12 protein-coding genes are annotated in these 12,468 nt (G+C 68.9%); 8 read left to right on the forward strand and 4 right to left on the reverse strand.

Translation table 11 applies throughout. The features are described from left to right. Positions 1–3 precede the first annotated feature (3 nt). The gene (gene tkt, locus AB6V29_RS00170) at positions 4–2,133 is read right to left on the reverse strand and encodes a transketolase (protein ID WP_307316478.1); all 2,130 of its coding nucleotides are present in this window, start codon (positions 2,131–2,133) and stop codon (positions 4–6) included. Between the two features lie 229 nt (positions 2,134–2,362). Here tkt and AB6V29_RS00175 point away from each other — a divergent pair, with 229 nt between their 5' ends. After that, positions 2,363–3,289 carry a heme o synthase gene (locus AB6V29_RS00175; RefSeq protein ID WP_267787457.1) on the forward strand — a complete coding sequence of 309 codons (927 nt, stop codon included), beginning with the start codon at positions 2,363–2,365 and terminating at the stop codon, positions 3,287–3,289. 97 nt (positions 3,290–3,386) lie between these two features. Here AB6V29_RS00175 and AB6V29_RS00180 read toward each other — a convergent pair whose 3' ends face one another. The 3 genes from AB6V29_RS00180 to AB6V29_RS00190 form a co-directional block, all read right to left on the reverse strand. Continuing rightward, entirely contained in the window at positions 3,387–3,941 is a 555-nt protein-coding gene (locus AB6V29_RS00180) for an N-acetyltransferase family protein (protein WP_369356367.1), read from the reverse strand. An 85-nt stretch (positions 3,942–4,026) separates the two neighbouring features. Further along, a complete protein-coding gene (locus AB6V29_RS00185) occupies positions 4,027–4,518 on the reverse strand; it encodes a dinucleotide-utilizing enzyme (protein ID WP_267787455.1) in 492 nt (163 codons plus the stop codon). Between the two features lie 280 nt (positions 4,519–4,798). Next, a complete protein-coding gene (locus AB6V29_RS00190; RefSeq protein ID WP_307316482.1) occupies positions 4,799–5,785 on the reverse strand; it encodes a heme A synthase in 987 nt (328 codons plus the stop codon). Between the two features lie 249 nt (positions 5,786–6,034). Between AB6V29_RS00190 and sufB the strand changes: the two genes are divergently transcribed. The 7 genes from sufB (at position 6,035) to AB6V29_RS00225 (ending at position 12,405) form a co-directional block, all read left to right on the forward strand. Next, positions 6,035–7,453: a Fe-S cluster assembly protein SufB gene (gene sufB / locus AB6V29_RS00195; protein WP_094734162.1), complete on the forward strand. Its 1,419-nt coding sequence runs from the start codon at positions 6,035–6,037 to the stop codon at positions 7,451–7,453. Continuing rightward, a complete protein-coding gene (gene sufD, locus AB6V29_RS00200) occupies positions 7,454–8,647 on the forward strand; it encodes a Fe-S cluster assembly protein SufD (protein WP_210076624.1) in 1,194 nt (397 codons plus the stop codon). Continuing rightward, the gene (locus AB6V29_RS00205; protein WP_115918788.1) at positions 8,644–8,973 is read left to right on the forward strand and encodes a non-heme iron oxygenase ferredoxin subunit; all 330 of its coding nucleotides are present in this window, start codon (positions 8,644–8,646) and stop codon (positions 8,971–8,973) included. Before sufD ends, AB6V29_RS00205 begins: the two co-directional genes overlap by 4 nt. Before the next feature lie 41 nt (positions 8,974–9,014). After that, a complete protein-coding gene (gene sufC / locus AB6V29_RS00210) occupies positions 9,015–9,785 on the forward strand; it encodes a Fe-S cluster assembly ATPase SufC (RefSeq protein ID WP_056232130.1) in 771 nt (256 codons plus the stop codon). A gap of 9 nt (positions 9,786–9,794) precedes the next feature. Continuing rightward, on the forward strand, positions 9,795–10,124 hold the full coding sequence (locus AB6V29_RS00215) for a metal-sulfur cluster assembly factor (protein ID WP_056232125.1): 330 nt from the start codon (positions 9,795–9,797) through the stop codon (positions 10,122–10,124). A 118-nt stretch (positions 10,125–10,242) separates the two neighbouring features. Continuing rightward, a complete protein-coding gene (locus AB6V29_RS00220) occupies positions 10,243–11,406 on the forward strand; it encodes a MalY/PatB family protein (RefSeq protein WP_369356370.1) in 1,164 nt (387 codons plus the stop codon). A gap of 69 nt (positions 11,407–11,475) precedes the next feature. After that, positions 11,476–12,405, forward strand: coding sequence for a siderophore-interacting protein (locus AB6V29_RS00225; RefSeq protein WP_267787452.1), 930 nt, complete (start codon positions 11,476–11,478; stop codon positions 12,403–12,405). Positions 12,406–12,468: the final 63 nt, after the last annotated feature.

Raw genomic sequence — 12,468 nt, forward strand, 5'->3', positions numbered from 1 at the left:
TGATTACTTCTGCGTTGCGGACGTCTGTCCGGCTGCCGCTCCCGCGGCAGCAAGCGACTCGCGGGCGGCCTCGACGACGTGCTCCGTCGTGATGCCGAACTTCTGGAAAAGGGTCTTGTAGTCGGCCGACGCACCGAAGTGGTCGATCGCGACCGAGCGACCGGCATCGCCGACGATGCCCGCCCAGCTGAGGGCGGAGCCTGCCTCGACCGACACGCGTGCCTTGACCGACGAGGGCAGCACCGACTCGCGGTACGCCTCGTCCTGCTCGGCGAACCACTCGAGCGAGGGGGCCGACACGACGCGGGCGTGCACGCCCTCGGCCGCGAGCGTCTCTCGCGCCTCGACGGCCAGCTGCACCTCGGAGCCGGTCGCGATGAGGATCACGTCGGGCTCGCCGTTCTTGGCCTCGGCCAGGACGTACGCACCCTTGACCGCGCCTTCGGCGGAGGCGAACTCGTCACCGGATGCCGCGCCCTCGCCGCGGGCGAAGACGGGGATGTTCTGGCGGGTCAGGGCGATACCGGCGGGGCCGGCGGTGCGGCGCAGCATCTCGAGCCAGACCACGCTCGTCTCGTTGGCATCCGCCGGACGCACGAGGGCGAAGTTCGGGATGGCGCGGAGCGTGGCGATCTGCTCGATCGGCTGGTGGGTGGGGCCGTCCTCGCCGAGGGCGACGGAGTCGTGCGTCCAGACGAAGATCGTCGGGATGTTCATCAGGGCGGCCAGACGCACCGGCGGGCGCATGTAGTCGCTGAAGATGAGGAACGTGCCGCCGAAGGGACGCGTGGGGCCGTGGAGCACGATGCCGTTGAGGATTGCGCCCATCGCGTGCTCGCGGATGCCGAAGTGCAGCACGCGGCCGTAGGGGTCGCCCGACCACTCGTGCGTCGACCACGACGAGGGGATGAAGGACTTGGCATCCTTGATCGTCGTCAGGTTGGACTCGGCGAGATCGGCCGAACCGCCCCAGAGCTCGGGGAGCTCGGCGGCCAGGGCGTTGATGACCGTGCCGCTGGCGGCGCGGGTCGAGACGTCCTTGCCCGCTTCGAAGGCGGGGAGGGCGTCGGCGATGCCCTCGGGGAGCTCGCGCGCCTGCAGGCGGTCCCACAGCTGCTTGCGCTCGGGGTGGGCCTCGGCCCAGGCGTCGAACTTCTGCTGCCAGGCGGCCTTCTCGGCCTCGCCCCGCTCGACCAGCTTGCGCGTGTGGGCGATGACGTCGTCGTCGACGGCGAAGTGCTGCTCGGGATCGAAACCGAGCACCTCCTTCGTCGCCTTGAGCTCATCGGCGCCGAGGGCGGAGCCGTGGATCTTGCCGGAGTTCTGCTTGCCGGGCGAGGGCCAACCGATGATCGTCTTGAGGATGATGAGCGAGGGCTTGCTCGTCTCGCCCTGGGCGCGCTCGATCGCCGCGTGGAGTTCGGCGACGTCCTCGACGTACTCGCCGGTCTTCTTCCAGTCGACCGTCTGCACGTGCCAGCCGTACGCCTCGTAGCGCTTCTGGACGTCCTCGGTGAAGGCGACGTTGGTGTCGTCCTCGATCGAGATCTGGTTCGAGTCGTAGATGGCGATGAGGTTGCCGAGCTCCTGATGGCCGGCGAGCGAGGAGGCCTCGCTGGTCACGCCCTCCTGGAGGTCGCCATCACCGGCGATGACGTAGACGTAGTGGTCGAAGGGGCTCTCGCCGGCGGGTGACTCGGGGTCGAACAGACCGCGCTCGTAGCGCGCCGCGTAGGCGAAGCCGACCGAGGACGCGAGTCCCTGGCCGAGGGGACCCGTGGTGATCTCGACGCCGTCGGTGTGACCGTACTCGGGGTGGCCGGGGGTCAGCGAGCCCCAGGTGCGCAGCGCCTCGAGGTCCTTCTTCTCGAGACCGAAGCCGCCGAGGTACAGCTGCACGTACTGCGTCAGCGAGGAGTGTCCGACCGACAGGATGAAGCGATCGCGACCCGGCCAGTGGGTGTCGGCGGGATCGTGGCGCATGACGCGCTGGTAGAGCAGGTAGGCCGCGGGAGCGAGCGACATCGCGGTTCCGGGGTGGCCGTTGCCCACCTTCTCCACGGCATCCGCCGCGAGAACGCGAGCGGTGTCCACCGCGCGCCGATCGATGTCATCCCATTCGAAGTCCGACAACTGGGTCGCCTTTCTCGATACTGAGCGCCCGGGTTCACTTCCGACGCCGCACTCACCACCGTAGGAGTGGGAGAGGGGTGGGGTGTCGGCGCGGGGCGCGCGTTCTCCGTCAGCATAGCGAGAACGCCGGTGCAGGTCGCGGTGCGTGACGGGGGTCGACAGGCGGCCGGTCGTGTGGTGGGGATGGCATAGAATCGTGAGGGTTCTATTCGCGCTACCCCGGGGGACGATGGACATCTCGACGACGTCGCACGTCATTGCGACGACCGATCGCCGCTCCGTCGGACGCACCCTCCGGGCCTACGTCGCTCTGACCAAGCCCCGCGTCCTCGAGCTTCTGTTGGTGACCACCGTGCCGGTGATGATCCTGGCGCAGGGTGGCCTTCCCAACCTGTGGCTGATCCTCGCCACCGTCATCGGCGGTTCGCTCAGCGCGGGGTCGGCGGCGGCGTTCAACATGTACCTCGATCGCGACATCGACGCCCACATGCAGCGCACGGTCAACCGCCCGCTCGTGACGGGAGAGGTCTCGCCGCGCGGTGCGCTGGTCTTCGCGTGGACGCTCGCGGCGGTCTCGACGATCTGGCTGTGGGCCTTCACCAACGTCCTCGCGGCGGGTCTGTCGGCCGCAGCGATCTTCTTCTACGTCGTGATCTACACGATGATCCTCAAGCGCCGCACCGAGCAGAACATCGTGTGGGGCGGCATTGCGGGGTGCTTCCCGGTGCTCATCGGCTGGTCGGCGGTGACGGGCTCGCTCTCGTGGACGCCCTTCATCCTCTTCGCCCTGGTGTTCCTGTGGACGCCCCCGCACTACTGGCCGCTGTCGATGAAGTACGCCGCCCAGTACGACGAGGTCGACGTACCCATGCTCGGCGCGACGCGCAGTGGTTCGCAGGTCGGCCTGCAGGTCATCCTCTACGCGTGGGCCACCGTCGCGTGCTCGCTGCTGCTCATCCCCGTCGCGCCGATGGGCCTGGTCTACACGGTCTCGGCGCTCGTGTTCGGCGGGTGGTTCATCTACGAGTCCCACCGGCTGTACTCCCGTGCCGTGCGCGGCGGAGAGCCCCGGCCGATGCGCGTGTTCCACGCCTCCATCACCTACCTCACCCTGTTGTTCGTCGCGATCGCGGTCGACCCGCTGCTTCCGTTCTGACCGATTCCAGAAAGCGCCCGTCCCGTTCTCGGGGCGGGCGCTTTCTCGTTCCGGATGCCGGTTCCCGGCGTGTCCGAGCGAGCCGGCGCGGTGGCGATCAGCGGTCGGCGTCCGCGCGGGGTGCGTCGGCGATGAGGGAGCGGCTCATCTCCACGAGGCCGCCGTCCTCGGGGAGCGAACGGCGGCCGAGGACCCGGAGCTCCTGGGTGCGCCCGGTCGTGACGAACCCGTTTCGGGTGTAGTACTTCCGGGCCGGGGCGGCGCGCTCGGCCACCCAGAGCCGGAGGGTCGTTCCGCGTGTGGCGGCCCAGCCCAGGACCGCGGCGAGCAGGGCGTCGGTGACGCCGTTCTCACGCCCGCGCGCGTCCGGGGTCACATACACGCCCGTGAGGACGGGTTCCGGACCGTGCGCATCGCCGAGCTGCGCGCACATCATCCCGAGCCACCGACCCGTCTCGTCGGCTATGGCGGCCAGGCTCGTCGTGTCTGGTTGTTCGCCTCGGCGTGCGCGCATCTTCCAACCGTCGTCGGGGATGAGCAGCGTCTCTTCGACGGTCGCGGTCCACGACACGGGGTTGTCCGTGGCGTTCTCGATGCGGAACGACCGCACCTCTGGCCAGTCGACCTCCCGGGTCGTGCGCAGTGTGAACATCCCTCCACGGTACGCATTCGACCCGTCCTCCGGAGACGCGAAAAGCGCCCGCCCCCATCGGGAGCGGGCGCTTCGAGGCGCGGGATCAGCGACGCGTGGCGTCGTCTCCGGCGTCGAGCCGGGGCTCGTCGTGGCGAGCAGCAGCTGCGGCCTGCGGGGGAGCGGTCGCGGTCGACGGCGTCTCGACGTCGGCATCCTCCACCGCGAGGGGCGTGGCGGTCGTGGCGGGCGCGAACGGGGAGACGGGAGCGGAGTCCTCGGCGACGGTCTCGTCGTCGCTGCTCCAGTCGATGGTCTCGATAGCGACGTCGGGACGGTGGGTGAGCGCGGTGGCGGCGGCGAGGGCGAGGACCGCGACGATGCCGATCGCACCCGCGCCGAGGACGGCGGCGCCGACGACGACCCACGACTGGCCGACGTAGACCTGCACGACGGTGGCGTTCGGATCGTTGAGCACCTGCTCCATCGCGTCGATCCCGTTCAGGACGATCGCGAGTCCGCCGGCGATGGCGGCCAGGGATGCGACGACGAGCACCCAGAACGGGATGCTGGTCACCAGGCGGGGACGGGTCTTCATGGGGAGTACTCCTTGTCGTTCCGACAGGGGGGTGTCGGGCGGCGGGTCCCGAAGCGGGGGACGACGGGACGGTGGACACGAAAGTGCCATGTTCGACCATGACCCATGCGCCGGTGTGCTGTGTAGGGGTCGCCGATGAAACGCCTATGAGCGTATAAGGGGGTCCGATCCGCGCCCTGAGGTCATGCGGAGGTGGACATCGCGGCGCCGAGCGGATGCCGGCCGGCGGCGAAGCGGACCGTCGGCGGGAGCGCGTCTCGGCGCGGACCCCGGCCCCGCGTCAGCCGCGGGCGGCTGCCGTCTCGCGTACGGCATCCTGGCGGCCCGCGGTCGCGGGCTGCTTCAGGCGCAGCACTACGACGGTCATGGTGGCGGCGGTCAGGGCCGCGAGCACCATATGGGTACCGACCGCGAACTCGGGCAGACCGTTGCGTGCCTGGTAGAGACCGACGGCGATCTGAACGAGTTCGACGGCGAGCAGGGCGATCGCCCAGCGGCGCACCGGCAGGCGCAGACGCCACGCCGCGACGACCACGACGAGCGTCAGCGCGAACAGCGCGTACCCGGGCCACGAGTGCACGTGCTCGAGCACCTCGGCGTCGAATCCGTTGCGCCCGGCGGAGGCGTCACCCGAGTGGGGGCCCGCGCCGGTGGTGAGCACGCCGAAGACGATCGTGAGCGCGAGGACGCCCGTCGTCGCGTGGACCAGGCCGGCGAACCAGCGGGGGGCCGCGAGCAGGCGAGGGCCGGCGGGCTGGTTCATCCGCACGAGGAAGGCGGCGCACACCGCCACCAGGGACACCGAGGCGACGTAGTGGAAGCCGACGATGAAGGGGTTGAGGCCGGTGAGCACCGTGATGCCGCCGACGACGGCCTGGGCGACGATCCCCACGAGCACGACGAGCGCGAGCACGAACAGCACGCGGCGCTCGTGCCGCATGCGCCAGACGAGCACCACCACGGCGATGGCGAGGATTCCGACCAGCCCGGTCAGCGTCCGGTTGCCGAACTCGATGACACCGTGGATGCCCATCTCCTGCGTGTTCACGAGCGAGTCGGGCGTGCACTTGGGCCAGGTCGGGCAGCCGAGGCCCGAGCCGGTGAGGCGCACGGCGCCCCCGGTGCCGATGATGAGCACCTCGGCGACGAACGACAACCAGGCGAAAACGCGCACGCGACGGTCGACGTCGGTGGGGAGCCATCCGATCAGGCGGCGCAGAGCGCCGGAGTCGCGGGTGGAGGCGGTGGGGGACGAGGCGGAGGGCATGCGTACGGCTTCCTGGCGTCGAAGTGCTCCTGGCCGTCGGGAGAGTGGGCCTGCCATGCCGAGAGCGGGTGTTGCCTGTAGAATCAAAGGGTCCGGGTGCAGCGCTCACGCGTTCCGCACCCACGACAGTCTAGGCGCGCAGCCAGCGCCTTCGAGCGGGCCCACCAGCGACCTTCCTGAGACTTCGACCGGAGTCCGGAATGCCGGGGCGGATGACACCGTTGTGGCCCGAGAAGGAGAGTGATCACCATGTCCGATGTACTCATCGACCGACCCGAGCTCGAAAGCCTGGGGCAATACGAGTTCGGCTGGCACGACACCGATGCCGCCGGCGCGATCGCGCAGCGCGGGATCAACGAGGACGTGGTGCGCGGGATCTCCGCCCTCAAGTCCGAGCCCGAGTGGATGCTGAAGACGCGCCTGAAGGGCTACCAGCTCTTCGGCCGCAAGCCCATGCCCACCTGGGGTGCAGACCTGTCGGAGATCGACTTCGACAACATCAAGTACTTCGTGCGCTCGACCGAGAAGCAGGCGCAGACCTGGGAAGACCTTCCGGAAGAGATCCGCAACACCTACGAGAAGCTCGGTATCCCCGAGGCCGAGCGTCAGCGCCTCGTCGCCGGCGTCGCCGCGCAGTACGAGTCCGAGGTGGTCTACCACCAGATCCGCGAGGACCTCGAGCAGCAGGGTGTCATCTTCATGGACACCGACACCGCTCTGCGCGAGCACCCCGAATTCTTCGAAGAGTACTTCGGCACCGTCATCCCCGCCGGAGACAACAAGTTCGCCGCTCTGAACACGGCGGTCTGGTCGGGCGGCTCCTTCGTCTACGTCCCCAAGGGCGTGCACGTCGAGATCCCCCTTCAGGCGTACTTCCGCATCAACACCGAGAACATGGGTCAGTTCGAGCGGACGCTGATCATCGCCGACGAGGACAGCTACGTCCACTACATCGAGGGCTGCACCGCTCCCATCTACAAGAGCGACTCGCTGCACTCCGCCGTGGTCGAGATCATCGTGAAGAAGAACGCCCGCGTTCGCTACACGACGATCCAGAACTGGTCGAACAACGTCTACAACCTCGTCACCAAGCGCGCCATCGCGCACGAGGGCGCGACAATGGAGTGGGTCGACGGCAACATCGGCTCCAAGGTCACGATGAAGTACCCCTCCATCTACCTCATGGGTGAGCACGCCAAGGGCGAGACCCTCTCGGTCGCCTTCGCCGGTCCCGGTCAGCACCAGGACGCCGGCGCGAAGATGATCCACATGGCGCCCTACACGCAGTCGTCGATCGTCTCAAAGTCGATCGCCCGCGGTGGCGGTCGGGCGGGCTACCGCGGTGAGGTCCGAGTGGATGCCAATGCGCACCACTCCGCGAACACGGTGCGTTGCGACGCCCTTCTGGTCGACACGATCTCGCGCAGCGACACCTATCCCGCGATCGACATCCGCGTCGACGACGTGCAGCTGGGCCACGAGGCCACGGTCTCCAAGGTCAGTGAAGAGCAGCTGTTCTACCTGCAGTCGCGCGGTATGCCCGAAGACGAGGCCATGGCCATGATCGTGCGCGGCTTCATCGAGCCGATCGCTCGCGAGCTGCCGATGGAATACGCGCTCGAGCTCAACAAGCTCATCGAGATGGGCATGGAAGGATCCGTAGGCTAAATGACGACTGCGACTCAGACCCCCGCAGCCGCCGCGGAGGGGCATATCGACCCCGCCGCACTCGTGGCATCCGTCGTTCCGGTGCAGACGCGCTCCGAGCGACCGACCTCGTTCGATCCGGCTGACTTCGGCGTGCCCACGGGCCGCGAGGTCAACTGGAAGCTGACGCCCATCGCCCGGCTTGCGCCGCTGTTCGTCGACGAGGCGGGCCCCTCGGGCGTCGTCTCGGTCGAGGTGAGCGCCCCCGCCGCCGTCGAGCAGCTGCGGCTGGCCGCCGGTGAGGCTCCGCGCGGCGAGCACTTCCGTCCGGAAGACCTCACCGCCGCCCTCGCCTGGCAGCACGAGGCCGAGGCGCCGCTGCTGCGTATCCCCGCGAACGTCGAGCTCGACGAGCCCGTCGTCGTCCGCCTGACCGGCACGGGCGGCCTCGCGCACGCCCACGTCGTGATCGAGGCGCAGCCGAACTCGCGCGGCACCGTGGTGCTGCGTCACGAGGGCACCGCGAACCACGCGCAGAACGTCGAGATCATCGTGCGCGACGGCGCCGATCTCACCGTCGTCTCGGTGCAGCGCTGGAACGACGACGCCGTGCACGCGGCATCCCACCAGGCCCGCGTCGACCGCGACGCCAAGCTCACGCACGTCGTGGTGAGCTTCGGCGGCGGCGTCGTGCGCGTGAACCCCTCGGTGGAGCTGTCGGGACCCGGCGCCGAGGGACGCCTGTATGGCCTGTCGTTCGCCGACGCCGGTCAGCACCTCGAGTCGCAGGTCTACCTGCATCACAAGGGACCGCACACGGTCGGCGACGTGCTGTACAAGGGCGCCCTGCAGGGCGAGAGCGCGCGCAGCGTGTGGATCGGCGATGTCCTCATCGGACCGGATGCCACGGGCACCGACTCCTACGAGGCCAACCGCAACCTCGTTCTCACCGACGGTGCTCGCGCCGACTCGATCCCGAACCTCGAGATCGAGACGGGCGACATCCAGGGTGCCGGCCACGCCAGCGCCACGGGGCGTTTCGACGACGAGCAGCTGTTCTACCTGCAGGCGCGCGGCATCGCAGAAGACGAGGCTCGCCGCCTCGTCGTGCTCGGCTTCCTCAGCGAGATCGTGCAGCGCATCGGCATCCCCGAGCTCGAGATCGAGCTCATCGAGGCCATCGAGCACGAGCTGGCCGCGGGAGCCCCGGCGTGAGCGCCTCCCGCGCGTGCGCCCTCAGCGACCTCACGCAAGACGAGGCGCACCGCGTCGAGATCGACGGTGTCGCGATCGCCGTCGTCCTCGACGGCAACGGCGATGTCCACGCGATCGGCGACGTGTGCACGCACGGCGACATCTCGCTCTCCGACGGCTTCGTCGAGGGAGAGACCCTGGAGTGCTGGGCCCACGGCTCGGCGTTCTCGCTGAAGACCGGTCGCCCGCTGAACCTCCCGGCCTACGAGCCGGTTCCCGTGTACGAGGTCGTGATCGACGGAGACGACGTGCTCATCGATCCGTCCGTCACCAAGGCGACGGCCTGAGCCGCGCCCACGACCCCCAGAATTTACGAGTAAGGAACACCATGTCTGTCCTCGAGATCCGCGACCTCCACGTGACGGTCGAGACGGAGAACGGTACGACCCCGATCCTCAACGGCGTGACGCTGACCATGCGCACCGGTGAGACCCACGCGATCATGGGCCCCAACGGCTCGGGCAAGTCGACCCTGGCGTACACGATCGCCGGTCACCCCAAGTACACCGTCACGAGCGGCTCCATCACGCTCGACGGCGAGGACGTCCTCGAGATGAGCGTCGACGAGCGCGCTCGCGCGGGTCTCTTCCTGGCGATGCAGTACCCGGTCGAGATCCCCGGCGTCACCGTCACGAACTTCCTGCGCACCGCCAAGACGGCCATCGACGGCGAGGCCCCGGCGATCCGCTCGTGGACCAAGGACGTCAAGGGCGCCATGGAGAACCTCCGCATGGACCCGAAGTTTGCCTCCCGCAATGTGAACGAGGGCTTCTCGGGCGGCGAGAAGAAGCGTCACGAGATCCTCCAGCTCGAGCTTCTCAAGCCGAAGATCGCCGTGCTCGACGAGACCGACTCGGGTCTCGACGTCGACGCGCTGAAGATCGTGTCCGAGGGTGTGAACCGCGCGAAGGAGCAGACCGATCTCGGTGTGCTGCTCATCACCCACTACACGCGAATCCTGCGCTACATCCGCCCCGACTTCGTGCACGTGGTCGTCAAGGGCCGCATCGTCGAAGAGGGCGGGCCCGAGCTCGCCGACCGACTCGAAGAAGAGGGTTACGACCGCTTCCTCGAGGCCGGTACGCCGATCGACGCGTAGGATCGTTACATGACCGCAACCCTCGCTCCCGAGAAGTACGACGAGGTCACCGAGGCTCTCAAAGACGTCATGGACCCCGAACTGGGGATCAACGTCGTCGACCTCGGCCTCATCTACGATCTCGCGTGGGATGACGAGAACGACGCGCTCGTCATCCACATGACCCTCACCTCGGCCGGCTGCCCGCTGACCGACGTGCTCGAAGAGCAGACGGCCCAGGCCCTCGACAACGTCGTGGAACGCTTCCGCATCAACTGGGTGTGGATGCCGCCGTGGGGCCCCGAACGGATCACCGACGACGGCCGCGACATGATGCGCGCCCTCGGTTTCGCGATCTGAGACCCTCTCATGGACGCCCATCCCTCCGGGGGTGGGCGTTCGTGGTTCCTTGCGCGCCGTGTGTCCTCCTCTGACGCGCCGGATGCTCGGCATCCGGGGCTCTCGTTAGGCTTTTCGCATGAGCGTTCTCCCGTTGCAGGCCCTGCCGCTCGAACTTCTGCGCCAGCGCAGCAGCACGAAATGGCGTTCCTACGACGATGACGTGATCCCGATGTTCGTGGCCGAGACCGATTTTCCGCTCGCGCCGGCCATCACGAACGCTCTGCACCGGGCCGTCGAGATCGGTGACACGGGGTACACCCCGCCGCGACCGGGCATCGATATCGACTTCGCCGACTTCGCCGAGCGGCAGTGGGGGTGGCGGCCGGATGCGGCGCGCATCCGCTGGACGGGCGACGTGATGATGGGCGTCGTCGAGGTGCTGCGCGCGGTGACCTCGCCCGGCGACCGGGTGGTCGTGACGCCGCCGGTGTATCCGCCGTTCTACGACACCGTCGAGGAGGCGGGGGCCGTGGTCGAGCGCGTCCCGCTGGTGGACGACGGCGAACGGTGGAGTCTGGATCTCGATGGCATCGAGCGGGCGCTGGCCGGGGGCGCGCGTGCCGTGCTGCTGTGCAACCCGCACAACCCGACCGGAACCGTGCACTCACGTGAGTCGCTCGCGGCCCTCGCGCGTCTGGCCCGGCGTTACGGCGCCAGCGTGGTCAGCGACGAGATCCACGCGCCGCTCACTCACGCCCCGGCGGTGTTCACCCCCTTCCTGGATGCCGGCGACGATGCCGCCGCGGTCGGCTACACCGTGACGAGCGCGAGCAAGACGTACAACCTCGCCGGCCTCAAGTGCGCGGTCATCGTGACGGGGGCGGAGGACACCGCCGCCGTCGTCCGCGGGCTCCCGTGGGAGGTGGAGTGGCGAGCGGGGCTGTTCGGCGTCATCGCGAATCGTGCGGCGTTCTCCGTCGACAGCGACGAGTGGCTCGCGTCGCTGCTCGTGGCCCTGGATTCCAATCGCCGGCTGCTCGCCGACCTGCTCGCCGAGCATCTGCCGCTCGCGCGCTATCGCGTTCCCGAGGCGGGGTTCCTCGCGTGGGTCGACGTCTCGGCGTACGGCTGGGGCGACAACCCCGCTCCGTTCATCCGTCGCGAGGCCCAGGTGGCCCTGCATCACGGGCCGCTCTTCGGTGTCGAGGGCGTGGGGCACGTGCGCATCAACGTCGGCTGCGCGCCCGAGGTGCTGCGCGAGGCGATCGAGCGCATCGGGGGACTCGTCGATCGCGGGTAGCCCGGCGGGGTACCTCGTCGTCGAGGCAGCGGCGTGGCATTCGAGACAAGGTAAGGGTATCCTTATCTCGTGATCACTGCCACGCGTCCCGCCTACCGCCCGTACGTCGCCGTGGTGAAGGAAGCGCGGCGACTCTCGCCGCACTTCGTGCGCGTGACGTTCACATCGCCCGACTTCGACGTCTTCGGCACCGACCGTCGCGACCAGCGCGTCAAGCTGGTCCTGCCCGGTCGGGACGGCACCGTCTGCGACATCGGACAGGAGGACCCGGACGCCATCGCCAACGGCGAGTGGTACATCCGCTGGCGCGACCTTCCCGACGAGCAGCGGATGCCGTTCCGTACCTACACCGTGCGCCGGATCGATCCCGAGGCGCTCGAGCTCGACATCGACTTCGTCGTGCACCACGACGCCGGCCCCGCGGGTTCGTGGGCCGAGGCCGCGACCGTCGGCGACCAGCTCGTGGTCGTCGGGCCCGACGCGCGCAGCCCCGAGTCGGCGCAGGGGATCGACTTCCATCCCGGTACGGCTCGTCGCATCGTGCTGGCCGGCGACGAGACCGCCGCTCCGGCGATCTGCGCTGTGCTCGAGGGTCTCGAGCCGGGTCTCGAGGTCGACGCGTTCATCGAGGTGCCCGATGTCGACGACGCCCTTCCGGTGCGAAGCGGCGATGCGCGCGTCACCTGGCTTCCACGTGGCGAACGGCCCCACGGCGAGGCGTTGATCGAGGCCATGGAGGCCTGGACCGCGGCATCCGGTGACGTTCTGGCGCGGGCGGCCGCGCCCCGCCCGCAGGTGCTCGAAGACATCGACCTCGACGTCGAGCTGCTGTGGGACAGCCCGGCCGACGCCGAGGGGGAGTTCTACGCCTGGATCGCGGGCGAATCGTCGACGGTGAAGCTGCTGCGCCGCATGCTCGTCTCCGGCTGCGGCGTCGACCGCGGGCGTGTGGCGTTCATGGGGTACTGGCGCGCGGGTCAGGTCGAGCGCACGGCGTAAGCGGCACGTTCCACGCCCCACGAGACAAGCCCCGGCCGAGGCCGGGGCTTGTCTCGTTTTCGG

This window comes from Microbacterium sp. 20-116, from assembly GCF_041079415.1.
GTDB lineage: Bacteria > Actinomycetota > Actinomycetes > Actinomycetales > Microbacteriaceae > Microbacterium.

Bases quoted from the DNA above. Each gene is read 5' to 3' on its own strand.
- sufB (WP_094734162.1), top strand. From the start codon at position 6,035: ATGTCCGATGTACTCATCGACCGACCCGAGCTCGAAAGCCTGGGGCAA.
- AB6V29_RS00185 (WP_267787455.1), bottom strand. From the start codon at position 4,518: ATGAAGACCCGTCCCCGCCTGGTGACCAGCATCCCGTTCTGGGTGCTC.
- AB6V29_RS00190 (WP_307316482.1), bottom strand. From the start codon at position 5,785: ATGCCCTCCGCCTCGTCCCCCACCGCCTCCACCCGCGACTCCGGCGCT.
- sufD (WP_210076624.1), top strand. From the start codon at position 7,454: ATGACGACTGCGACTCAGACCCCCGCAGCCGCCGCGGAGGGGCATATC.
- sufC (WP_056232130.1), top strand. From the start codon at position 9,015: ATGTCTGTCCTCGAGATCCGCGACCTCCACGTGACGGTCGAGACGGAG.
- AB6V29_RS00180 (WP_369356367.1), bottom strand. From the start codon at position 3,941: ATGTTCACACTGCGCACGACCCGGGAGGTCGACTGGCCAGAGGTGCGG.
- AB6V29_RS00220 (WP_369356370.1), top strand. From the start codon at position 10,243: ATGAGCGTTCTCCCGTTGCAGGCCCTGCCGCTCGAACTTCTGCGCCAG.
- AB6V29_RS00175 (WP_267787457.1), top strand. From the start codon at position 2,363: ATGGACATCTCGACGACGTCGCACGTCATTGCGACGACCGATCGCCGC.
- AB6V29_RS00215 (WP_056232125.1), top strand. From the start codon at position 9,795: ATGACCGCAACCCTCGCTCCCGAGAAGTACGACGAGGTCACCGAGGCT.